This window comes from Kitasatospora sp. NPDC091335 (assembly GCF_044757205.1).
Taxonomy (GTDB): Bacteria; Actinomycetota; Actinomycetes; order Streptomycetales; family Streptomycetaceae; genus Kitasatospora.
On record NZ_JBIVUM010000014.1, the window covers coordinates 185,450 to 207,081 of the forward strand.

Annotated in this window: 22 protein-coding genes; 7 read left to right on the forward strand and 15 right to left on the reverse strand. The window is 73.3% G+C overall.

Translation table 11 applies throughout. The annotated features are described in order from the left end of the window. Nucleotides 1-50: 50 nt before the first annotated feature. Nucleotides 51-1,358 carry an aspartate--tRNA(Asn) ligase gene (gene aspS / locus ACIQOW_RS27275; protein ID WP_401089181.1) on the reverse strand — a complete coding sequence of 436 codons (1,308 nt, stop codon included), beginning with the start codon at nt 1,356-1,358 and terminating at the stop codon, nt 51-53. A 485-nt stretch (nt 1,359-1,843) separates the two neighbouring features. Next, a complete protein-coding gene (locus ACIQOW_RS27280) occupies nt 1,844-2,197 on the reverse strand; it encodes a UBP-type zinc finger domain-containing protein (RefSeq protein ID WP_401089280.1) in 354 nt (117 codons plus the stop codon). Between the two features lie 132 nt (nt 2,198-2,329). Here ACIQOW_RS27280 and ACIQOW_RS27285 point away from each other — a divergent pair, with 132 nt between their 5' ends. Continuing rightward, a complete protein-coding gene (locus ACIQOW_RS27285; protein WP_401089183.1) occupies nt 2,330-2,926 on the forward strand; it encodes a YceI family protein in 597 nt (198 codons plus the stop codon). Between the two features lie 137 nt (nt 2,927-3,063). On the opposite strand, the gene ACIQOW_RS27290 is transcribed toward ACIQOW_RS27285, so the two are convergent. From ACIQOW_RS27290 to hisC, 8 genes are all read right to left on the reverse strand, one after another. Continuing rightward, on the reverse strand, nt 3,064-3,597 hold the full coding sequence (locus ACIQOW_RS27290; RefSeq protein ID WP_401089185.1) for a hypothetical protein: 534 nt from the start codon (nt 3,595-3,597) through the stop codon (nt 3,064-3,066). Nucleotides 3,598-3,821: 224 nt separating this feature from the next. Then, nucleotides 3,822-4,220, reverse strand: a complete 399-nt coding sequence (locus ACIQOW_RS27295; protein WP_401089186.1) for a hypothetical protein — start codon at nt 4,218-4,220, stop codon at nt 3,822-3,824. A gap of 114 nt (nt 4,221-4,334) precedes the next feature. Next, nucleotides 4,335-5,297, reverse strand: a complete 963-nt coding sequence (locus ACIQOW_RS27300) for an aldo/keto reductase (protein WP_401089188.1) — start codon at nt 5,295-5,297, stop codon at nt 4,335-4,337. Between the two features lie 765 nt (nt 5,298-6,062). Then, nucleotides 6,063-6,731 carry a DUF5666 domain-containing protein gene (locus tag ACIQOW_RS27305; RefSeq protein ID WP_401089190.1) on the reverse strand — a complete coding sequence of 223 codons (669 nt, stop codon included), beginning with the start codon at nt 6,729-6,731 and terminating at the stop codon, nt 6,063-6,065. 11 nt (nt 6,732-6,742) lie between these two features. After that, complete coding sequence (locus ACIQOW_RS27310) at nt 6,743-7,954, reverse strand: ABC transporter permease (protein ID WP_401089192.1); 1,212 nt, start codon at nt 7,952-7,954, stop codon at nt 6,743-6,745. Continuing rightward, nucleotides 7,951-8,760 carry an ABC transporter ATP-binding protein gene (locus ACIQOW_RS27315; RefSeq protein ID WP_401089194.1) on the reverse strand — a complete coding sequence of 270 codons (810 nt, stop codon included), beginning with the start codon at nt 8,758-8,760 and terminating at the stop codon, nt 7,951-7,953. Before ACIQOW_RS27315 ends, ACIQOW_RS27310 begins: the two co-directional genes overlap by 4 nt. Nucleotides 8,761-8,768: 8 nt before the next feature. Then, a complete protein-coding gene (locus ACIQOW_RS27320) occupies nt 8,769-10,214 on the reverse strand; it encodes an efflux RND transporter periplasmic adaptor subunit (RefSeq protein WP_401089196.1) in 1,446 nt (481 codons plus the stop codon). 300 nt (nt 10,215-10,514) lie between these two features. Next, nucleotides 10,515-11,594, reverse strand: coding sequence for a histidinol-phosphate transaminase (gene hisC, locus ACIQOW_RS27325; protein WP_401089198.1), 1,080 nt, complete (start codon nt 11,592-11,594; stop codon nt 10,515-10,517). Nucleotides 11,595-11,948: 354 nt separating this feature from the next. On the opposite strand from hisC, the gene ACIQOW_RS27330 reads away from it, so the two are divergent. The 5 genes from ACIQOW_RS27330 (at nt 11,949) to ACIQOW_RS27350 (ending at nt 18,123) form a co-directional block, all read left to right on the forward strand. After that, a complete protein-coding gene (locus ACIQOW_RS27330) occupies nt 11,949-13,106 on the forward strand; it encodes a LacI family DNA-binding transcriptional regulator (protein ID WP_188296553.1) in 1,158 nt (385 codons plus the stop codon). A 647-nt stretch (nt 13,107-13,753) separates the two neighbouring features. Beyond that, nucleotides 13,754-14,692 carry a metallophosphoesterase gene (locus ACIQOW_RS27335; RefSeq protein WP_401089282.1) on the forward strand — a complete coding sequence of 313 codons (939 nt, stop codon included), beginning with the start codon at nt 13,754-13,756 and terminating at the stop codon, nt 14,690-14,692. A gap of 250 nt (nt 14,693-14,942) precedes the next feature. Continuing rightward, complete coding sequence (locus ACIQOW_RS27340) at nt 14,943-15,851, forward strand: hypothetical protein (protein ID WP_401089201.1); 909 nt, start codon at nt 14,943-14,945, stop codon at nt 15,849-15,851. 138 nt (nt 15,852-15,989) lie between these two features. After that, entirely contained in the window at nt 15,990-17,480 is a 1,491-nt protein-coding gene (locus ACIQOW_RS27345) for an alpha/beta hydrolase family protein (protein WP_401089203.1), read from the forward strand. An 82-nt stretch (nt 17,481-17,562) separates the two neighbouring features. Continuing rightward, complete coding sequence (locus ACIQOW_RS27350) at nt 17,563-18,123, forward strand: hypothetical protein (protein WP_401089205.1); 561 nt, start codon at nt 17,563-17,565, stop codon at nt 18,121-18,123. Nucleotides 18,124-18,174: 51 nt separating this feature from the next. Here ACIQOW_RS27350 and ACIQOW_RS27355 read toward each other — a convergent pair whose 3' ends face one another. Beyond that, nucleotides 18,175-18,750: a hypothetical protein gene (locus tag ACIQOW_RS27355; RefSeq protein WP_401089207.1), complete on the reverse strand. Its 576-nt coding sequence runs from the start codon at nt 18,748-18,750 to the stop codon at nt 18,175-18,177. A gap of 82 nt (nt 18,751-18,832) precedes the next feature. Next, on the reverse strand, nt 18,833-19,759 hold the full coding sequence (locus ACIQOW_RS27360; RefSeq protein ID WP_401089209.1) for a LysR family transcriptional regulator: 927 nt from the start codon (nt 19,757-19,759) through the stop codon (nt 18,833-18,835). A gap of 128 nt (nt 19,760-19,887) precedes the next feature. Here ACIQOW_RS27360 and ACIQOW_RS27365 point away from each other — a divergent pair, with 128 nt between their 5' ends. Further along, nucleotides 19,888-20,274, forward strand: coding sequence for a VOC family protein (locus ACIQOW_RS27365; RefSeq protein ID WP_401089211.1), 387 nt, complete (start codon nt 19,888-19,890; stop codon nt 20,272-20,274). A 72-nt stretch (nt 20,275-20,346) separates the two neighbouring features. Here ACIQOW_RS27365 and ACIQOW_RS27370 read toward each other — a convergent pair whose 3' ends face one another. From ACIQOW_RS27370 to ACIQOW_RS27380, 3 genes are all read right to left on the reverse strand, one after another. After that, the gene (locus ACIQOW_RS27370) at nt 20,347-20,784 is read right to left on the reverse strand and encodes an SRPBCC domain-containing protein (RefSeq protein WP_401089213.1); all 438 of its coding nucleotides are present in this window, start codon (nt 20,782-20,784) and stop codon (nt 20,347-20,349) included. A 127-nt stretch (nt 20,785-20,911) separates the two neighbouring features. Further along, on the reverse strand, nt 20,912-21,331 hold the full coding sequence (locus tag ACIQOW_RS27375) for a PIN domain-containing protein (RefSeq protein ID WP_401089215.1): 420 nt from the start codon (nt 21,329-21,331) through the stop codon (nt 20,912-20,914). After that, nucleotides 21,328-21,549, reverse strand: coding sequence for a type II toxin-antitoxin system VapB family antitoxin (locus tag ACIQOW_RS27380; RefSeq protein ID WP_401089217.1), 222 nt, complete (start codon nt 21,547-21,549; stop codon nt 21,328-21,330). The genes ACIQOW_RS27375 and ACIQOW_RS27380 overlap by 4 nt, the downstream gene beginning before the upstream one ends. Between the last annotated feature and the right edge of the window lie 83 nt (nt 21,550-21,632).

A 21,632-nucleotide genomic window follows, 5' to 3' on the forward strand; every position in this document is an offset into this window, starting at 1 on the left:
ACGGATCTCCTCGGGCGCGGCCCTTCCGCTGTCCCGGCCCCTCCTGGGGTTCACGGTTCGAGGCGGTGCGGCCCCCGGAAAAGGAAGGTGGCCTCACGGATCGAGGGCAGGCCGAGGGCGAGCATCAGGAGCCGGCCGAGGCCCAGCCCCAGACCACCGTGCGGCGGGGTGCCGTAGCGGAAGCAGTCGAGGTAGCCGGAGAGCGGGCCGGTGTCCATGCCCTTCTCCCGCGCCTGGGCGACGAGGCGCTCGTACCGGTGCTCACGCTGGGCGCCGGTGGTGATCTCCACGCCCTTCCACAGCAGGTCGAAGGACTCGGTGACGGTCGGGTCGTCCTCGGGCCGCAGGTGGTAGAAGGGCCGTACGGCGGCGGGGAACCGGGTGACGAAGACGAACTCGTGCCCGGTCTCCTCCGCGACCAGGGCGCAGAGCGCGCGCTCGCCCTCCGGGTCGAGGTCCTCCCTGACGCCCTCCCGGTCCCATCCGGTGGCCCGCAGCCCGGCCAGTGCGTCGGCCATCGTGACGCGGGGGAACGGCAGTTCGGGGACGACGACCCGGCTGCCGAAGTGCTCGGCGATCGCCGCACCGTGCCGCTCGGCCACGGCGGCCAGCACGCGGTGCAGCATCCGCTCCTCGAAGGCCATCACGTCCTCGACCCCGTCGGTCCAGGCGATCTCGACGTCGACCCCGGTGAACTCGGTGGCGTGCCGGGACGTGAAGGACGGCTCGGCCCGGAACACCGGACCGATCTCGAAGACCCTGTCGATGCCGCCCGCGATCGCCATCTGCTTGTAGAACTGCGGGGATTGGGCCAGATAGGCGGTGCGGCCGAAGTAGCCGACCTCGAACACCTCGGCGCCGGACTCGGAGGCCGTCCCCATCAGCTTCGGCGTGTGCAGCTCGGTGAAGCCCTCCTCGGCCGTCACCTCGCGCATCGCCCGCTCGACGGTGGTCTGGACGTCGAAGACCAGGTGCTGGGCGGGGCGGCGGATGTCGAGGAAACGCCAGTCCAGGCGCTGGTCGATCCCGGTCCTCTCGTCGATCGGCAGCTTCGGCCCGGCCGGCGAGACGACCTCCACGCGGGACGGGACGATCTCCAGCCCGCCGAGCTTGACCTGCGGGTTCTCCACCACCCTGCCGGTGATCTTCACGGCGGACTCGACCGTCACGTGCTCGAAGGCGGCCTCGATGGCGTCGCCCTCCCCACCGCGCGGATGGGTGACCTGCACGAGACCGGTGTGGTCCCGGACCAGAACGAACTGGATGCGCCGCTGGAGCCGGAGCGTGTTCACCCACCCGTAGACGGTGACCGTCTCCCCGAGGTGCGAGTGAAGCTCTGTGACAAGGGTGCGCGTCATGACAGGGAACCCCCTGGTGTGCGGGCGCGTTGGTCGCGCCACATCGACGGGCGGTAGACGGCCGCCCTGGGCGCGTTCACCGTAGGGGACCAGCCCGCGGGAGTCGCGCGGTTTTCCCTCGCACCCGAGCGGACGGGAGGCCGCCGGCCCATGAACGCCCGTGTACGGGCATGAGATCGGGATCAATGGTCAAGCTGCGCTGTACTCCCTCAACAGCCGGCTACGGCCCGCCGCCGGCCTACGGACAACAGCCGTACGGGCAGCAGCCCGGCCCCCGGACCGGCCTGGTCGAAGGTACGGAGCTGTACACGGGTAGAGGCGGCCACTGGGCCGGCGGAAACAGCGTCCGGGGAAAGCCCACACGCGCGTCACCGGTCGCCGGCGGTGGGAGGAGGGCACGGTGGGCGGGCGCGGTGGGTGGCCCGGCGGCTCCTCGCCTCCCGCGAGGAGCCGCCGGAACGATTCGCCGGGGCCGGGGTGGGGCGTCAGTGGAGGTGGGACTGCCAGTCGGCGGGGACCTTTCCGGCCGGGCCCGGGGTCGGCTGGGTGGGCGGGTGGGCGGTCGGCGGGGCCAGCGGCGGGCCCTCGTAGTAGGCGTCGGTCTCCAGGTTCCAGAACCAGTCCTCGCCGGGCTCGAAGCTGACCAGGAACGGATGGCCGGCCTGGCGCGCGTGCCGCGTCGCGTGCTGGGCGGGGGACGAGTCGCAGCAGCCGATGTGGCCGCAGGCCGCGCAGCGGCGCAGGTGGAGCCACCAGCCACCACCTGCCAGGCACTCCGCGCAGCCGTCGCCGCTGGGCACCGCGGTGGGGTCGATTCCCGGGATCGGCTCGCCGGTCATAGCTGCCTCCTCGGCTGGGCGGTCCGTCCCCACCAGCGTGGCCCGGCCGTGGCGGTGCTGCCAGTCCGGCATCGTCCTACGCTGGCTGGAGGGGGCTCGGGGCAATCACCGGCATCACCTCACGGAGTCGCCATGGCCACCACGAAATGGTTCTTCGAGCCCAGCCACACGGGTGCGGAGTTCTGTGCCAGACACATGATGGTCACCTACGTACGGGGCCAGCTGAAGAACGTGACCGGCTTCCTGGAGGTCGACCCGGACGCCCCGGAGCGGGCCCGGGTCGAGGCGACCATCGACGCGACCCAGGTGTACACCGGTTCGCCCGAGCGGGACGCGCACCTGCGCAGCGCCGACTTCTTCGACGTCGAACACCATCCGGCCTGGCACTTCGTCGGGTCACGGGTCCACCAGGTGAGCGCGAGCGGCTTCGAGGTCACCGGGGAGCTCACCATCCGCGGCGTGACGCACCCGGTCACCTTCGACGTGAGCTACCTCGGCCAGTGGGACACCCCCTGGTGGGAGGACGGGCGCGACCTGGGCCCCAGACGGCGCGCCGGATTCACCGCCGGCACCCGGATCAACCGCCAGGACTTCGGCGTAAGTTGGAACGACACGGTGGACCGGGGCGGCGTGGTGGTCAGCAACCTGGTCGACGTCACGGTCGATGTCGAGGCGGTCCTGGAGAGCACCTCCGGGACGGCCGCCGCCGGTGGCGGCCAGGCCGCCTGAGCCGTGCCGGACCCCGGACCCGGGATCCGGGTGCGGACAGGCCGCTTCGCTCACGCTGCCGCCCCGTCGAATAGTCGCCCGACGGGGCGGCACCGCCGGCCCCCGGTTTCACCGACGGCGTTCGGGACCGGGTACGCCTACTGGCCGGAGTAGATGAAGGTCCAGAGCTGGTTGACGTTGGGCTTGCCGAAGACCTCGACGAGTCTGACGACCTGACCCGCGCCCTCCGCTGCCAGGGCCTCGTTCTTGTTCTTCTCGCTCACGATCGTGCTGTGCTCCAGGGCGGAGTTCACGAACCATCGCTGCGCCATGTTCCCGTCGTTGCACTTCTCCAGGAGCACCGGCCGGTCGGACCCGTCGTTCGTGATGCACAGACCGGTGGAGGTGTCCGCCTCGATCGTGAAGACCCCGGTCCCTTCGTGGGTCTCCGCGACCTTGTTGAACCTCCAGGACTGGGCCGCCACGCCCAGCTCCGGAGTCTCGGTCGTGACCCCGGTGTCCTTGGGGTGGGCGAGGTTGGTGTCGTACAGCTCGTTCTGGGCCTTCGCCCGGAAGGCGACGCCGGCGTCCCGCACCGCCTCGTCGTCGGCCACCGCGGAAGCGACGCCGATCGCCGTGCCCGAGAGCACGACCGCCCCCGCGACCACGCCGATCTTCCTCATGATGCTCACGTGATTCCTCCTCGGACATTCCCTGCGCCCATGCTCATGGGCTCCGATTCGGGCAGGTCCTCCTGCTCGGGGGAAACGTAGCAGCGAGTGATTCGTATACGTCCGCACCAGGCATCGGATCGCCGACAGACAACCCGAATCCCGACAGGACCCATGGGCCCCATCGGGATTCGGCAGAGCCCCGCCGCACCGGAAGTCGGGCGGGCCGACTTCCGGTGCGGCGGCTACGGCTTGGGGAAGGCGGCGGCAAGGGCCGAGGCGCGGGTGAGGACGGCGACGGGAACCAGGGCGAGGGCGGAGAGGCCCTGGAGGACGGCGTACCAGGGCGGGCAGAGGCCCGGGACGAGATCGACCCCGATGATGGCGATCGGCATCACGGTGGAGAGGGTGCGGAGGCGGTCGAAGGCCTTGGGGGACCCCGCGGCCGCCTCGGTGGCCTTGCGGTGGAGGAAGAGGGCCAGCAGGGGGAAGATCGCGCCGCGGATCCACATGAACGGGGTCGTCTCGTGACCGGTGGACGCCATCACGGCGACCGTGCCGAGGACGACGGCACCGCCGGCGCCGAACAGCGCGACGTACTTCTTCACCGTGGTGAAGGCGCCCTGGTGGGTCGTGGTCGCCATGGTTCCGTTCCCTCCGAGTCGTTGTGGGAACGACGCTACGGAGCGGACGGCGGGCGGCCCATGGGTCCAGCCCCACGGAGGGGTGGGGCTGGACCCACCCCTCCGGACGGACGGTCAGGCCCCGGCCGAGGCGAGCCGGTGGAGCTGCTCGGGGGTGAGCACGAGGTCGACGGCGGCGAGGCTCTCGTCGAGCTGGGCGACGGAACTGACGCCGATGACCGGGACGGTCGGGACGGGGTGACCGAGCAGCCAGGCGAGCACGACCTGGTTGACGGTGGCCCCGGTCTGCGTGGCCACCTCGGCGAGGGCTTCCCGTCGGGCCTCCGCGGCCGGGTGGTCGTACTGGTCGGGAAGGGGCCGGTCGGGGCGGACATAGGCGCCGCCGAGGAGGGGCGAGTAGGCGAGCAGGGTCATGGCCGGGTGGTCGGCGAGGTAGGAGAGCAGGGCCTCGTCGGCGTGCTTCTGGACCCCGAAGCCCGCGCCGGGGCCGGGTTGCAGGTAGCTGTGGCGCTGCTGGACGCACTGGTAGCCGGGCCGGCCCCGTTCGGCCGCGAGGGAGTTGGCGACGGCGAGTTCGGCGGCGCTGTGGTTGCTGCACCCGAGCATGGTGACCTTGCCGTCGGCGACCAGGTCCGCGAAGGCGCCCATGGTCTCGCCGACAGGAGTGGCCGGGTCGGTCAGGTGGGCGTAGTAGAGGTCGAGCCGGTCGGTGCCGAGTCGGCGCAGGCTGCCTTCGGCGGCACGGCGGAGGGCGGGGGCGGAGAGGCCCTCGATGTGCTCGGGGAAGGGCAGCCCGGGTACCGGGCGGGCGCCGGCCTTGGTGGCGATGACCAGCTCGTCGCGGTTGCGGCGGCGGGCCATCCAGCGGCCGAGCAGTTCCTCGCTCTCGTGGCCGTCCGCGCCGGGGGCCCAGAAGGCGTAGTTGTTCGACGTGTCGATGAAGGTGCCGCCGGCGGCGGTGAAGCGGTCGAGGACGGCGGTGGCCGTGCCTTCGTCGACGGTGGTGCCGAACGTCATCGCGCCGAGGCAGAGTGCGCTCACCCGGTGCCGGTCGGTTCCGATCTCGCGGTACAGCATCGGTGTTGCCCTTCCCTGGAGAACGGCGGCCACTCGCGGAGGAGCGAGGGGCCACCGGAACGATGCGTCAGGCGACGCTGGTCAACAGGTGGTCGACGTCGCCGGCCTTCGTCTCCTGGAGGAAGGCCGCAGACCTGCGGGCGCTCATGCGGATGCCGACGTGCCCTTCGTCGGACTCACGGGGTTCGACCGCGCCATCAGCTGCACGGACATCAACTGCGAGCCGGCTGCCGCGAGGCCGCCCTGCTCCCGCATCCTGCGCAGTTCGGCACCCAACCTCAGCTGGCGAAGAGTCGGGTTCGATCGAAGAGCCATGCGATCAGTCTGCCTCAGAGCCGCTGCCATGTTCGGGGGAACTCCTCGCGGGTCGCCACAAATCTGTGGCGACCCGCGCCAGGGTCGTCCCAGACCGATCCGACGGATCGTCAACCACGCTTCCGTGCAGGGTAGTAGGCGCCTGCCGCCCTCCTGCCGAGGAGCCAACCGCACCCCGGCCTGGCTCACGGCTCCCCCTCCCCACACCACAGCCTCCCGGAGGATCCCGTGTGCACCCGTAGCACCCCCTCGATCACCCTCACCCGGCAGGCCCCGCGGGACGCCCTCACCCGTGCCGCCTGGGACACCGAGACCATCCTCAACGCCGAACTCGCCCTCTGCGAGCTGATCGTCAACGCCTTGCGGCACGCCGAGACCGCCGCTGAGCACCTGCGGAGGCCCTCGCCCGGCATGGGGGCGAGGGCCTCGCGGTCGTCCGACGGCTCCGGGTCAGCCGCCGGACGGGTTCCTGGGGACGCCGGCGCCACCGCCGCCACCACCGCCGCCACCACCGAAGCCGCCCGTACCAGCGGCGCCTTCGACCAGCTGACTTGCGGTGTAGCCACCGTTGGCGTCGGGGGTGCCGACGACGGTCACGCTCTGGCCGGGCTGGAGGTCGGCGACCTTGCCCTCCTTGTTGAGCTGGACCTTCGTCGCGTCGCCGGTGGTGACCTTGACGGTGTTGCCGTCGGTGTCGGTCAGGTAGACGGTGTTGCCGTCGACCGCCTTGACCGTGCCACGGGCGAAACCGGCCTGCCCGCCCTGGCCGCTCTGCCCCTGTGCGCCCTGGCCCTGCCCCTGGCCCTGGCCCCCACGACGGGAGTTGCCCTGCCCGTACCCGCCGCCGGCAGCGGCCGGAGCAGCCGCCGGACGAACGGACTTCCCGCCCGACGCCCCGTGGTCCTGCTGGTACCGGACCCCGCCCGCGAACGCCCCCGTGGCGATCACTCCCCCCGCCAGCACCAGGCTGAGCCAGGGCAGCTTCCGCCGTGGCGGCGCGGCCAGTTCGGCGGACACGTCCCGCCCGTCCGGCGGGGTGGCGAGCAGGGCGAGCTGCTCGGCCGGGGTGCCGGCCCCGACCGTGGCGGTCCCGGCGGTCTCGGCGGTCTCTTTGCTCATGAAGTGGAGTCCTACTCGTGCCGGAGGGCGTCGATCGGCCGCAGCGAGGCGGCCCGGTTGGCGGGGTAGCTGCCGAAGAACAGCCCGATCGCGACGGCGACGGCGAACGCGCCGAGCACCGACTCGGGGATCACCACCGGCTTGATGCCGACGATGCTGAAGTGCGACCCGACGATCCCGGCCACCACCCCCAACCCGGCGCCGATCACCGACAGCAGCGTCGACTCGGTGAGGAACTGCCCCAGGATCACCGCGCGCGGCGCGCCGAGCGCCTTGCGGATGCCGATCTCCCTGGTCCGCTCGGTGACCGTCACCAGCATGATGTTGGTGATCCCGATCCCGCCGACCAGCAGCGAGATCGCCGCCACCGCGCCGAGCAGCACGGTGAAGGTCTTCGTCGTGCTCTCCCTCGCCGTGAGCAGCGAGGACTGGCTGGTGATCCGGAAGTCCGCCTTGGCCGGGTCGGCGATCGCGTGCGTCCCGAGCAGGACGCGGGTGATCTCGGACTGGGCCGCCGTCGTGGAGTCCGCGGACGAGGCCTGGACCAGGATCTGGTTGACCGGGCCGAAGCCGGTGAAGGAGTTCTGCACCGTCGGGAGCGGGGCGACGACCACGTCGTCCGGGTCGGTGAAGCCGCTGCCGCCCTTGGCCTGGAGCACGCCGACCACCGTGAACGGCGTGCCGCCGAGGACGACCGGCTTGCCGACCGGGTCCTCGGTGTCGAACAGCTGCTTGGCCGTCGTCGCGCCGAGCACCGCGACCTTGCGCGAGGCGAGCACGTCGTCGTCGGTGAAGTACTCGCCGTGGGCGACCTTCTGGTTGGCGGTCTCGAAGTACGACGGGTAGGTGCCGACGATCGACCCCGGGCTGTACGAGATGTTCCCGTGCAGCGCCGTCGCGCTGGTGGTGACCACCGGGGCGACCGACCTGACCGCGTCCGGCGAGGCCCCGCTCGCCAGCGCCTTGGCGTCGGCGACCGTGAGCTTCCTGACCGAGGAGGTGGCGCGGGAGCCGCCGTTCGCCGAACCGGAGCTGACCGTCAGGGCGTTGGTGCCGAGCGAGGTGATCGAGTCCTTCACCGCCACCGAGGAGCCGTTGCCGACCGCCAGCAGCAGGATCACCGAGGCCACGCCGATCAGCACCCCGAGCATGGTGAGCGCGGAGCGCACCTTGTTGGCGGCCAGGCCGCCGACGGCGAAGCGGAGCGTCTGCCAGAGGATCACGCCGGCACCTCCGCGACCGCCACGCCCAGCAGGGGTGGCGGGCCCTCCACCGGGGCCTGCCGGACGTCGCTCACGATCTGCCCGTCCACCAGCCGCAGCACCCGCTTGGCGTGCCGGGCGACCTCGTCCTCGTGGGTGATCAGCACGACCGTGCGGCCGGTGGCGTTGAGCGCGTCGATCAGGGCCAGCACCTCCTCCGTCGAGCGGCTGTCGAGGTTGCCGGTGGGCTCGTCGGCGAGGAGCATCGCGGGCGCCGTCACCAGCGCCCTGGCCACCGCGACGCGCTGCTGCTGGCCGCCGGAGAGTTCGTTGGGCCTGTGGCCGGCCCGGTCGGCGAGGCCGACCAGGGAGAGCGCGGCCAGTGCCCGGCGACGGCGTTCGGCGGTGCGGACTCCCGCGTAGGCGAGCGGCAGCTCGACCTGGGCGAGGGCGGTGGTGCGGGGCACCAGGTTGAAGGACTGGAAGACGAAGCCGATCCTGCGGTTGCGCACCAGCGCGAGCTGCCGCTCGTCCAGGTGGCCGACGTCGGTGCCGTCCAGCAGGTAGCTGCCCGAGGTCGGGACGTCCAGGCAGCCGAGGATGTTCATCAGGGTGGACTTGCCGGAGCCCGAGCTGCCCATCACGGCGACGAAGTCGCCCTGCTCGATGTCCAGGCTGACGCCCTGGGGTCCGCCGGTCCGCGGGTCGGACGGGCCGCGCAGCGCGTGCACGGTGGCGTCGCCGCGGCCGTACGCCTTGGTGAGCCGGCGGATCCGGATCACCGGGGCGGGCCGCGCCGGGACGCGCTTGTCGATGACGTGACGCATGACCGCTCTCAGCCCCTGCCGCCGCGGCCGGCCCCGCCGCCGTTGCCGGCACCGCTACCGCCGCTACCGCCGCTACCGCCGCTACCGCCGTTGCCGCCGTTACCGCCGTTGCCGCCCGGGAGGACCGCACCGCCGACGCCCCCCGCGCCCCGGTTGCCGCCGAGGCCGGGGAAGGAGGCGTTCGGGAAGCCGTTGCCGCCGCTGGTGGTGGGGAGTTCGACCTTGTCGCCCTCCTTCAGCCCGGAGACCACCTGCACCGTGCTGTCGCCCTCGACGCCGACCCCGACGGTGACCCGCTCGGAGCTGCCGTCCGGCTGCACCAGGGTCGCGGTCCGGCTCGCGCCCGTGCCCGACAGCGCGGTGGTGGGCAGCGAGAGCGCGTTGTCGGCCTCGCCGGTGATCACCTGGACGGTGGCGCTGAGACCGGTGCGCAGCGCGCCGGTGTCGCCGTTCAGTTGCAGCGTGGCCGCGTACTGGACGGCGGCGGAGCCGGCCGCGCCACCGGAACCGCTGCCGCTGGGCAGCGAACTGACCGACAGGACGGTCGCGTTGAGCTTCGTGTCGGACTGCGCGTTCAGGGTGACGGTGGCCGCCTCGCCCTTCTTCAGCTTGAGCGAGTCGAGCTCGGAGAAGTTCGCGGTGACCTGCATCCCGGTCGGGTTGGTGAGCACGATGAAGCCGCTCGGCGCGGCCGTCGCACCCGTGCCGGTGGTGGTCGACTTGCCGGAGGAGCCGGCGGAGGAGGCGGCGGAGGAGCCGCTCGCGGTGGCCCCGACGGTGTCGCCGGCCTTGCCCGCGATCGAGGCGACCGTGCCGTCCACCGAGGCGGTCAGGGTCGTCCCGGCCAGCGCCGCCTGGGCGTTGGTGAGGCTGGTCTGCGCGGTGGTGACCTGCTGCTGGGCCTGGGCCACGGCCGCGTCGTCGACCTTGGTGGTGGTGATCGTGGTGGTCTGCGGGGCGGGCGTACTGCTCACGCCCGCCCCGCGGCCACCGCTGCCGGCCCCGCCGCCGGGTGCGGTGGCGGAGGTGGCGCCCGGCAGGGGCTCGGTGGTCGTGGTGGTCACGCCGGCCCGGGCCTTGGTGAGGTTGACCTCGGCCGTGGTGAGGGCCGCCCGGGCCGTGTCCACCTGCTGCTGGGCCGCCGTGGTGTCGACGGTGGCGAGCACCTGGCCCTTCTTCACGGCGTCCCCGACCGCGACCCGGACCTCGGTGAGCCGGCCGCCGGTGGTGAAGTCCTGGGCGGCGTCGGTCGGTGAGGCCAGGGTGCCGGTTCCGGACACGGTGGCCAGGACGGTGCCCTTGGACACCGTCGCGGTACGGGCAGCGGGCTTGGCGGACGCCGGGCCCGAGCTGCCGCTGACCGTGGCGTACACGAGGGCCGCGCCGCCCAGCAGGGCCACGCCGAGCGCGGAGTTGACGAGGACGGCGCCTCGCCGCCGTGGGAGCACCTTCATGCCGGACAGCTTCCCGGGGACCTCTTGCGGAGCCCTGGGCGCGGGCTGGGAGAAGACTGACCGGCCGAATCCGGGCATTCCGGACGGATGACCCGTCCTCCGTCGGCGCCTTGGCCGCTCCGTGGGTCGTCGTTGGCCGAACTCCCAGCGGACTCCCAGTGATCCACAGTCTTCCGGGAGGACGCTCGAAGCGCCGCGGGGTCAGCCGCAGGGGCCTGGGGAACGCGCTCGACGCAGCGCGGGGAACGCCGCAGGGGCGCGCCGGCGGACCGACGCGCCCCTGCGGACCCGACTAGGACGTCAGAGCGACTTGCGGAAGGCCTCCGCCACCGACAGGAAGATCGAGTTGCCCTCGGCCTCCCCGATCGACACCCGCACGCCCTCGGGGAACGGCCGCACCATCACGCCGGCCTCGGCGCACGCGGCGGCGAACTCCGGCGAGCGCTCGCCGAGCCCGAGCCAGACGAAGTTGGCCTGCGAGTCCGGGATCTCCCAGCCCTGGGCGCGCAGCCCGGCCACCACCCGGGCGCGCTCCTCGACCAGCGCCTCCACCCGCACCAGCAGCGCCTCCTCGGCGCGCAGCGAGGCGACGGCCGCGTTCTGGGCGAGCTGGCTCACGCCGAACGGGACGGCCGTCTTGCGCAGCGCGGCCGCCACCGGCTCGTGCGCGACGGCGAAGCCGACCCGCAGGCCGGCCAGGCCGTACGCCTTGGAGAAGGTGCGCAGCACGCAGACGTTCGGGCGGTCCCGGTAGAGGTCGATGCCGTTGGGCACCTCGGGGTCGCGGATGAACTCGATGTACGCCTCGTCGACCACGACCAGGACGTCGCCGGGGACGGCGTCCAGGAAGCGCTCCAGCTCGGCACGGTGGATCACGTTGCCGGTGGGGTTGTTGGGGTTGCAGACGAAGACCAGGCGGGTGTTCGGGGTGATCGCGGCGAGCATCGCGTCCAGGTCGTGGTCGCCGTTCTCCCTGAGCGGCACCGGGACGGGCGTGGCGCCGGCGACCTGGGTGATGATCGGGTAGGCCTCGAAGGAGCGCCAGGCGAAGACCACCTCGTCGCCCGGGCCGGCCGTGGCGAGGATCAGCGACTGGGCGACGCCGACCGAGCCGGTGCCGGTGGCGATGTGCTCGACGGGCACCCCGAAGCGCTCGGCCAGCACCGAGGCCAGCTCGCTGACGCCCATGTCGGGGTAGCGGTTGAACGACCCGGCCGCCTCGACCGCCGCCGCCAGCACGCCGGGCAGCGGCTCGTACGGGTTCTCGTTCGAGGACAGCTTGTAGGCGTCGGCGCCGGCCGGCTTGCCGGGCTTGTACGTGGGGATGCCGTCGAGGGTCGGCCGCAGCCGCGGACCCTGCGCTGACGTACCACTGCTCACGGTCGTACTCCGTTTCCAGTTGCTGAACTCTCCGGTGCGCGCTCCGGTGCGCTCGCCCGCCACGGACGGGTTCGCCTCCGTGCCCGGAACCTCGTGACGCGCCCGGACCACCCCGGTCGGGTGCCTTGCACCATATCGAGCGCCCTCACCCGTAGGAGTGAGATGCCCGGACGGGTTACAGGCGCAGATCAGCCATTCTGCCCGGTTCCTTTGGCACATGTCAGAGGTAAGAAGCCTGGTTTCAGGCGGGTATCGAAGGGGCGCACCCCGGCTCACTCTTGGAGAAACGTATCTCCGAGGGCTTCCGATGCGCCGGTCACAGACCCTTGGCAGGAGCCATACGATCGGTCCGCCATGACAGCAGCAGCCAACCAGAGCGGTCGGCGTCCCACCACCTCACGGCGTCTGGAGCGGGCCGGCATCCGGGATGTGGCAGCAGCCGCCGGAGTGTCGATCACCACTGTCTCCGATGCGCTGAACGGTAAGGGCCGCCTGCCCGACGAAACCCGCAGCCGGGTGCGCGAGGTCGCCGAGCGCCTCGGCTACCGCCCCTCCGCGGCGGCCCGCACCCTGCGCACCGGACGGTCCGGCCTGATCGGGCTGACCGTGACGACCTACGGCGAAGAGCCCTTCACCTTCACCGAGTTCGCCTACTTCGCCGAGATGGCCAGGGCCGCCACCAGCGCCGCCCTGGGCCGCGGCTACGCGCTCGTGGTGCTGCCCGCCTCCTCCCGCCACGACGTCTGGGGCAACATCGCCCTGGACGGCACCGTGGTGATCGACCCGCCCGACCAGGACCCCCTGGTGAGCGAGCTCTACCGGTCCGGCGTCCCGGTGGTCAGCGACGGCAAGCCGGGCAACTGCCCGGTCACCGCCTGGGTCGACAACGACCACGAGGCCGCCGTGCTCGGCATCCTCGACCACCTCTCCGAAGCCGGCGCCCGCCGGATCGGCCTGCTCACCGGCACCAGCACCGACACCTACACCCGGCTCTCCACCGAGGCCTACCTCGGCTGGTGCGCCAAGGTCGGCCAGGAGCCGGTGTACGAGACCTACCCGGCGCACGACCCGGCCGCCGGCGCCGTCGCCGCCGACCGGCTGCTCGCCCGCCCCGACCGGCCGGACGCCGTCTACGGACTGTTCGACCCCAACGGCACCGACCTGCTGGCCGCCGCCCGCCGGTACGGCCTGCGGGTGCCGGACGACCTGCTGCTGGTCTGCTGCAGCGAGAGCGACGTCTACGCGACCACCGAGCCGCCGATCACCACGCTCTCGCTCAAGCCACGCAAGATCGGCACCACGGTGGTCAACCTGCTGATCGACGCGATCGAGGGAGTGGACTCGGGGACGGGCGTCGACATCGCCCGGCTCTTCCCGCCCCGCTTCCGCACCGCCGGCACCGGGCCGCCGCCGGGCACCCTGATGCCGACCGAGCTGATCGTCCGCGCGTCCTCCCAGCGCCGGAGTCCGCGCACCACCGTCAGCCCGCCCCGGCCCCCGGGCGAGGTCTAGACCACCGTGCCCCCTCGCCCCGACCGGGCCGAGGGGGCACGGGCCCGGGGCGCGACGAGCGCTCGACGAGAGTTGACGAGACCGTACCGAGCCGGGACAAAACGGACCTTGTGGGGCCGCCCGGCTGACGCTCCGGAGGATTGGATACCCACCAGGTGACGACGCCGGGAGAGTGGTCTTCCTATGATGGGCGAATGACACCCGAGGACCGCTTCTCCGGGCCTGAGCACCCCCACTCAGGCCTCCGCCACCAGCCGGACCTCGACGTGCTGCCGTACGGCACCTATTACGAACCCGACCCCGCGCCCGGCTACCCCGCCCCGCCCTACGAGGGGGAGACGTACGACGGGGAGACCTACAGCGGCTACGGCGGAGCCCGCTACCTGGAGCAGCACTGGCCCGCCGACGGCCAGGGTCACACCGTGCACGCCCAGGGGATCGGCGTCGACCCCGCCCCGGCCTTCGCCCACCAGGGACAGGACGGCTACGAGGGGCAGGAGCGCTACGAAGGGCAGGAGCAGGGCGGCTACCAGGAGCAGAACGGGTACCAGGGACAGGAGCAGGGCGGCTACGAGGACGGCCGCGGCTACGAGGGGCAGAACCAGGGCGGCTACGAGGACCGGGAGCAGGGCGGCTACGAGCCCACCCTGCCCGACCAGCCCTCCCCGGCGCTCCAGCTCGCCGGCCGCGACGACCCGCCGACCATCGAGCTCGGCCCACCGCTGGCCGACCCCGCCGCACCGACCTACCCGTACCCGGCCCCCGGCCCCGACGAGCCGCCGGGCCCGGTCTACGTCGTCGGCGACGTGCACGGCTACCTGGAGGAGCTGCGCGCCGAGCTGCGCAACCAGGGCCTGATCGACGCCGACGGCCACTGGTCCGCCGGCCGCTCCCGGATCTGGTTCCTCGGCGACTTCACCGACCGCGGCCCCGACGGCATCGGCGTCATCGACCTGGTCATGCAGCTGGCCGCCGAGGCAGCCGCGGCCGGCGGCTACTGCCGCGCCCTGATGGGCAACCACGAACTGCTCTTCCTCGGCGCCTCCAAGTACGGCGACGAGCCCGTCCAGTCCACCGCGGGCACCGCCTCCTTCCTGGCCGCCTGGCGGCTCAACGGCGGCCAGCAGAACGACCTGGACCGCCTGGAGGCGCACCACGTCAGCTGGCTCTCCCGGCTCCCCGCCGTCGCGCTGGAGGACGGCCACCTGCTGCTGCACTCCGACACCACCGCGTACCTGGAGTACGGCGAGTCCATCCCCGACGTCAACGACGCGGTGCACGAGCTGCTCTCCGACGGCAGAGTGGACGAGTGGTGGGACTGCTTCCGCCGCTTCACCAAGCGGTTCGCCTTCCGCGGCGACGCCGGCCCGACCGCCGTCCACGAGCTGCTGGACACCTACGGCGGCAGCCGGATCGTGCACGGGCACAGCCCGATCCCGTACCTCACCGGCGCGGTGCACAACGACGACGGCCAGCCGCCGCACATCCCGGGACCGTACGTGTACGCGGACGACCTGGCGGTGGCGATGGACGGCGGCGTGACCATGGAGGGACGGCTGCTGATCGCCCGGCTGCCGGTCGGCTGAGGCGTCGACCGATCGTCAACTGACGAGGTGCGGGGAACAGTTGTTCCCGGCGCTCGGGCCGTCACACGCGCGCGTCCCGGGGCGCGAAATTCCGGAAACCGACTGTCAGCCCGGGTACGCCCGCCCCTACCATGAGGCACACCACACCCGGCCGCCCGTCCGGCGGCCCGCCTCCGCGCCCGTTTCGGCGCCCTGAGGGCCGCGCGCCCCCGGGGCGGAACGAACCGGGGTCCGCACGAACGGGGTCCCCATGTCCAACCCCCCGCCACTGCTCGCCGAGGACCGCCCGGAGTACGAGCGCCTCCTCACGGAAGCCCTGCGCGACCGCGCCGTCCTCGCCGCCCTGCGCGCGCCCGGCGCCCTCACCACCGACCAGCTGCGCGTCCGCGCCCTGCGCGACGCCGACCGCGTCAACGCCGCGGCCGCCGCCGAGTACGCGCACTACACCCGGCTGCGCGCGAGCCCGCACAGCACGCCGCCGCCACCGCCCGACGCCCAACCCACCGCCCCCGGGCTGCTCACCCAGCTGCGCTCCGCCGACGGCGGCGCCGGGCTGTTCCCGGTCCTCACCGTGCTCACCCCGATCCTGGCCTGGGCCGCCGCCCTGTGCCTCCTCCTGGCCGGCTACCTGCTGCGCGCCGCCGACCCCGGCCTCGGCCTCGCCCGCTCCCTGGTCACCGCCGGGTGGGTGGCGCTCGCCGCCGGGGTCGCCGCGATGGCCATCGGCATCATCGGGCTGCTGCTCACCGCCCTGCGCGACGGCGCCTCGACCGCCCCGGCCGGCACCGACCCCGAACTCGCCGCCGCGCTCTCCGACGCCCACGGCGAGTGGCGCGGCGCGCTGCGCGAGCGCGGTCTGCTCCCGTACCTGCTCGACGCGCTGCCGCCGGTACCCGGCTCGGCGGCGGGCTCGGCGGCGGGCTCGGCCGCGTCGGGGCCGCAGGTGGCAGCCGGTGCGGAATCCGGTGACGCGGGGCCCGACTTCAGCAGCCCCGGGTACAGCTCCCCCGCGTACACCAGCCCCGGCCCCGACGGCCTGACCGATCCCGGAGGCCGCACGCCCCGGCCGGCCGCCACCTCGCCCGACTTCACCCCGCCCGACTTCACCCGACCCGGGTACACCGCGCCCGGCTTCACCGGCCCGGACGAGGTCGGCTGAGCCCTCCGCTCCCCGGCCGCCGCGGCCGCTTCCTGGGGACATCCCCACCCCCGGTCCTGGTGCGGCCACCATCGCCCCCGACTCCACCGCCCGCCAGGGTGGAACCCACACGTGGAGAACGACCGGGGGAGACCAGCGATGCGCACCGGAACCGTCCGACCGTCCCGTACCCGACCGACCGTGCTGGCGGTCTCCGCCCTGCTGACGGCCCTGCTGGGGCTGCTCGCCGCCGCCGGACCCGCGGGCGCGACGGGCGGGGCCGGTACGACGGGCGGGGCCGGCGCGACGGGCGGGGCCGGCGCGACGGGCGGGGCGTCCCCGACGGACGCGGCGGGCGACCCGGTCCCCAGCCGCGTCGACTTCACCGGCGCCGACGGCACCACCCTGCACGGCCTGGTGCCGGCCCCGCCCACCGCGGCGGCCGGCACCCGCGGCCCCGGGCTGGTCATGCTCCCCGCGGCCGGCCCGGGCCCGCTGGCCGAACTGCGGGCCGCCGCCGAGACGTACGCCAGGCACGGCGTCACCACGCTGGTCTTCGACAAGCGCGCCGACGGCTACTCGATGACCCGCCGGGACTACGGACAGCTGGCCGACGACGCCCTCGCCGCCGTCCGGCTGCTGCGCTCCCGGCCGGAGACCGACCAGGACCGGGTCGGCCTGTGGGGCCTCTCCGAGGGCGCCTGGGTCGCCTCGCTCGCCGCCTCCCGCTCCACCGAGGCGGCGTACCTGGTCACCGTCGGCGCGGTCGGCCTCACCCCCGCCCGCCAGCAGGCCTGGGCGTACCGGGGCTACCTGCGCCACGCCGGGGTCTCCGGCTCGCTGGTCAGCGCGCTCGCGGACACCTCGGTCCGTCAGCTCACGGCCGCCGGGCTGTTCCCCGAGGCCGGCTACGACCCGGTGCCGGCGTGGGAGCGGGTCCGGCAGCCGGTCCTGGCCGAGTGGGGCACGCTCGACCGCGAGGCCGCCCCCGAGGAGAGCGCCACGATCATCCGCCAGGCCCTCGACCGCGGCGGCAACACCCACTACACGCTGCGTACCCTCCCCGGCGTCCGGCACAACCTGCACCTGACCGGGGACGACGGGTACGACCGGCCCGACCGGCTCCCGGCGGACTACGCCGCGACCGAGGCCGCCTGGATCCAGCGGCTCGCCACCGGCCTGCCCACCGCCTCCGCCGACCCGGCCCCGCCGCAGGACATCCGCAGCCGCGCGCTCGACCCGCTCCCCTGGTACCGGTCCGTCTGGTTCGAGGCCGTCGCCACCCTGCTCTGCCTGACCGGCTTCGCGGGCTACGCGCTGACCGGCGCCGTCCGCCGCCTGCGCGGCCGGGCGCGCCCGGCGGCCCTGCCCGGGGCCGCCCGCTGGGCCGCCCTCGCCGGGACCGGCGCCGTCCTGGGCGCCCTCGGCTACCTGCTCTTCCTGATGGTCACCGCCGCGATGTTCCCCGGCCCGGTCCTGTTCGGCCGTCCGGTCGTCTGGCTGGCCGTCCAGCTGCTCGCGCTGTCCGCCCTCGGCGCGGCCGCCGTCGCCGCGGTCGGCGCCCGGCGGGAGCGGTCCGCCCTGGCCAGCCGTCATCCTCCGGGCACCGGCGCGCTCCCCCGCCCGGGGGAGCGGGTTCGGCCCGGGTGAGGACGCCCCCGCCGGGCCGCTCCGGAAGCGTGGCAGCCGGTGGCGGACGGACGGCGTCCGCCCGGTCCCTGAGGCGGAAACCATGGGCGCACGGACGATCGCGGCACGACTGCACGGCACACCCGCCCCCGGCGTGCCCCGCTGGGCGGTGCTCACCGGGTATGCCATCACCCTGGCCGTCCTGCCCTCCTGCCTCTGGCGGATCGGCGGCTTCGTCCTCGGACTGCCGCTGCTCCACCACGGCCCGACGCCCCCGGATCAGGACCCGGCCTCCTTCGACGGCGGCTGGGCGTACATCCTCGCGCTCAGCGTGGTCAGCGAGGCGCTGGCCCTCCTCTGCTTCGGCCTGATCGCCCGCTGGGGCGAGGTCTGGCCGCGCCGGATCCCCGTCCTCGGCGGCCGGCCGGTGCCGGTGCTCGCCGCGGTGATCCCGGCCGGGCTGGGCTCGGCGGCGCTGATGGTCTTCCCGTACGCGATGGTGATGTTCTCGCTCGGCCTGACCATCCGGGGCGACCGGGGCGGGATCGTCACCCACGGCTGGCAGACCGTCGCGTTCTGGATCTGCTACCTGCCACTGGCCGCCTGGGGCCCGCTGCTCGCCGTGCTCACCGTGCACTACTACCTTCGGCGCACGGTGAGTTGACTGATCATCAGGTCAGTCGACGCCCTGACCGCGTGCCTTCCTGCGGCCCCGTCACAGCCCGGCGGCAGTGGCGCCGTGCGGGCAGGGCTCGGCGAGCGGCCCGTCCCCGAACCGGCCCGGCCACGGCGGACGCTCCTTCCCGACCGGCAGCCCCGCCGCCACCGCGTTCCAGCGCTCGGCCCAGGGCTGCGCCAGGGCGGGGCAGCACCACACCCGGTCGAGGTTCCAGAACGGGCTCCGCCACCTGGCGCGCGGCACGCCGGGGTCGTACAGACCGCGGACCCGGAAGTTCTCCAGGTGGCGCCGGCGGATGACGATGCTGATGTGGCGCCGTCCTCGGCCCCGGTGCAGACCGACCACGTGCACGCTGTCGTCCTCGTCCCGGTAGCGGGGCGGCGACACCCAGAGCCGCGCGCCCGGTGCGAAGTGCCGGAGACCGGACCGCGGCTCCGCACCGTGCGGACCGTCCGTACCGGCCGGACCGTGCGTGGTCGTGGCGGCCACGTTGGCCACCACGCACCACTCCAGCGGCCCGGCCGCGCCGCCGTCCCGCCCGGCCGTCACGTGGCGCTCGGCCGTCACGTGGCGCTCGGTCGACTCGTCCGGCTTCTCGTCCCGCTCGGTCATGCGGGGCAGTCTGCCTCCGGGCCGTCGCCGTCCGCCAACGGATTTCCCCTGGTCACCCGGCTGCCGGGCGGTACGACGGAGGTCACTCCTGCGCCAGGACGCACAGCGGCCCCGTCCCGCCGTCCCGGCCCTCGGCGACGTCCGTCGCCGCCTGGACGAAGGCACGGACCCGGGCGGTGGTGTTGCTCTCCAGCCAGACCGGGCCGCGCTCGATCGGGGGCGCGTCGTGGATCGGCACGTAGGCGACGTCCGGGCGCGGGTAGTAGCGGCGGGAGTGCTCACCGACCGGCAGGACGCCGCGCCCCATGGCCACCAGGCTGAGCAGCTCGGAGAAGGTGGCGCCGGACGGCCCCTTGGGCGCCGGGCGGCCGGACGGGGTGCGGTCGGGCGTGCGGTCGCGCTTGAAACCGGCCGAGGTGACGGCCGGGTACTGCACCACCGGGTGGTCGGCGAGCACCTCGACCGACACCGACCGCTCGGCGGCCAACGGATGCCCGGCGGCCACCGCGAGGACCCGCCGCTCGGTCAGCAGCACCGGGCCGCGGGCCATGCCGTCGAACGGGTAGGAGGCGATCAGGACGTCGACCGAGCCGTCCGCCAGGCTCGACCGGGAGTCGGCGAGCTGCGCCTCGCGCACGTCCACCCGGCAGTCCGGGTACCGCTCGCCGAACAGCGCGACCGCCCTGAGCAGCACCGGCGCCGTCCACTCACCGAGGAACGCCACGCTCAGTCTCCCGGTGACACCCCGGCCGGCGTCCTCCGCCCGTTGCAGCGCCGCGTCCATCGCCGCCACCACCGGGACCAGGTCGTCCGCCAACTGCCGCCCCACGGCGGTGAGTCGGACCGACCGGCTGGTGCGGTCGAACAGCGGGCCGCCGATCCGGCGCTCCAGCTTCTTCACCAGCTGGCTGACCCGCCCGGTGCTCAGGTGCAGCCGCTCGGCGGTCCGGCCGAAGTGCAGCTCCTCGGCGAGCGCGAGGAAGACCTCGGTCTCCTGCCGTTCCAGCATCCCGCCCCACCCCTCGATCGTTGAATCCTACTCAACGATCGTACGGTCATCCAGCGTTGATGCCGCGTCCGACCAGGAGGATCGTGGAACCCGTCCCCAGCAGCCGTACCCGAACGGAACCGATCACCATGCGCGTCGTAGCCTTCGACCACCTCGTCCTCAACGTCGCCGACGTCGAACGCTCGCTGGCCTTCTACCAGGGCCTGCTCGGCCTGGCCCCCGTCCGGGTCGACGAGTGGCGGGCCGGGCAGGTGTCCTTCCCCTCCGTCCGTGTCACCCCCGAGACCATCATCGACCTGATCCACGGCCCCCGGCACGAGTCCAACGTCGACCACATCTGCCTCACCGTCGAGCCCCTCGACTGGCAGGAGGTCGTCGACGCGGGCACCTTCACCGTCCTCGACGGCCCCGTCTCCCGCTACGGCGCCCGCGGCACCGCCACCTCCCTCTACGTCAGGGACCCGGACGGCAACACGGTCGAACTGCGCTGGTACCCCCAGGACGCCGCCAACTGAGCGGTGCCGCCCCACCCCGCGAACCGGGCCGGGACGGCACCCCGAGAGTTGCGAACTCCCGCTGCGCGCGGGTCAGTTCCGCCCGGCGAGGTGCTCGACCAGGCGGTCGAAGCTGGAGTTGAGCCCGGCCTCGGCCTCCGGGCCGCGGTACATCTCCGGCACCCCGGTCTGGTGCAGCACCACCCGGGTGCGGCCCTCGCCGAGGTCGGTGAAGGTGAGGGTGGACCGCATGCCGGTGTTCTCCTCCACCATCGCGAAGAACTCGCCGGCCCTGATCCCGGTGATCTCGGCCTTCAGCGGGTACCGCTCACCGGTCTCGTCGAGCACCATGGTGCTGTCGTACCGTCCGCCCTCCCGCGCCTCGATCGTCACGGTCTCCAGCGGCACGTGGGTGCCGACCGGCCCCCAGAAGCGGACGAACTGCTCCGGCTCGAAGTACGCCTCGAACGCGGCGGCCGGCCCGCCCGGCAGCTCGCGGGTGATGGTCAGCTCGCCCAGGTTCTCGGTCATCTCGGTGTCTCCTCCGTGGTCACGTCGTCGCTTGCACAGGGGTAGACCGGGGCCGCTCCGAAAACTCATCGCTCCTACGGAAAATTCTTCCGCCGGATCCGCCCGCCCTGCGGCCCCAGCCCGCCGGCTAGCGCGGAACGTCCCGGACACTGCGCTGAAGCACATCGGTCAGCACCCCGGCGACGGTGACGAAGTCGTTGTCGTCGTGCAGCACGATCAGCCCGTGGTGGGCCGCGGTGGCACAGACCATCAGGTCGACGGTGGACAGCGCCCGGACCGCTCCGCCGCTCTGAGCGAGCCTGAACTGGGCGGACTCGATCCAGCCCCACGTGTTCTTCGGCAGAGGCACATCGGGATACAGGTCGGCGAACATCTCGCCCATCTGCTCGTAGTGCGCGAGGTTGCGGGCGGAGCGCCGGAACTCGGTGCGCTGGGGAGCGCACGATCCGATGACCCGGAGGTCGATGTCCTCACCCCACGCGTTGTTCAGATGCTCTTCGCGCAGCAACCGCCACACGGCGGTGGAGTCGGCGAGGTAGCGGATCATCCCTCCCCTCGCTTCTCGGCCTCCCGGAGCTGCTGCCACCCCTCGTAGTCCCACTCCTGGGCGGCCTGGAAGTGCCGAGCCCGCCGGGCGGCCCGTTCGTGTCTCTCGGCGTACTCGCGCAAGGCGGTGTTCACCACCTCCTTCTTGGTCGCGCCCACGGAGAAGCGGAGAGCCTTCGCCAGGGCGTCGTCATCCAGATCGATGGTCGTCACGCTCATATTCGCCTCCGCTATATAAAACCAACAGCTCTCTTGAATATAGCAGTGCCCGCCCGGCTCGGGCCGGTGAACGGCGACGGCGA